Genomic DNA, 561 nt, shown 5'->3' with positions numbered 1-561 from the left:
CGTAAGAATATTGCTGAAAAATAAATATTGCTCGCATATTACACAAATAAAAAAAAGCTTCGAGGTTAAATCGAAGCTTTTTTTATTTGATAGTCTATTTAATATTAACTGCGTTAAACATACTTTAATTAGAATGTATAAGTTACACCTGTCCATACAATCGCAGTGACAGACTTATTCACCATTGGGCTATCTTTCACTTCGCTTGGTAAGTGGTCAACTCGCCCCATCGCAAAGAAGTTCCATTTTTCGGTAAATTTGTAGTTAGCAGAAACCTCAACATAAGGTCTCCAACTATCATTCGGACGGTACTCAGCTAAACCGCTACGTTGCGATTCTGCATGGGTAATACCATAAGCATAACGGTTTTGCTTTTTGTTCTCCCACACAACACCCGCCCCAGGTTGAAAAGACCAATTACCTAATTCGAAAGGATATAAATAGGCTGCATCAGCGATAATACCGTTACTTTTACCCAGCATATCACCCGACACAATCGCTCTTAAGCTACCCCATGATTCATGATGTTTATAAGTAAAGCCTCCCATCATAGTATCACGA

General features: G+C 38.3%; 1 protein-coding gene. It reads right to left on the bottom strand.

From position 1 onward, the window contains the following. Positions 1–128: 128 nt before the first annotated feature. Positions 129–561: MipA/OmpV family protein (locus tag ABN217_RS20020; RefSeq protein ID WP_349459972.1), on the bottom strand; the 433-nt coding region annotated here is incomplete at its 5' end.

Origin of the sequence: Proteus sp. fly-1067, from assembly GCF_040139345.1 — a bacterium.
In the GTDB taxonomy this organism is placed as follows: domain Bacteria; phylum Pseudomonadota; class Gammaproteobacteria; order Enterobacterales; family Enterobacteriaceae; genus Proteus; species Proteus vulgaris_B.
Note: the sequence above shows the minus strand (reverse complement) of the source record. Positions and strands in the feature narration are given on the sequence as shown.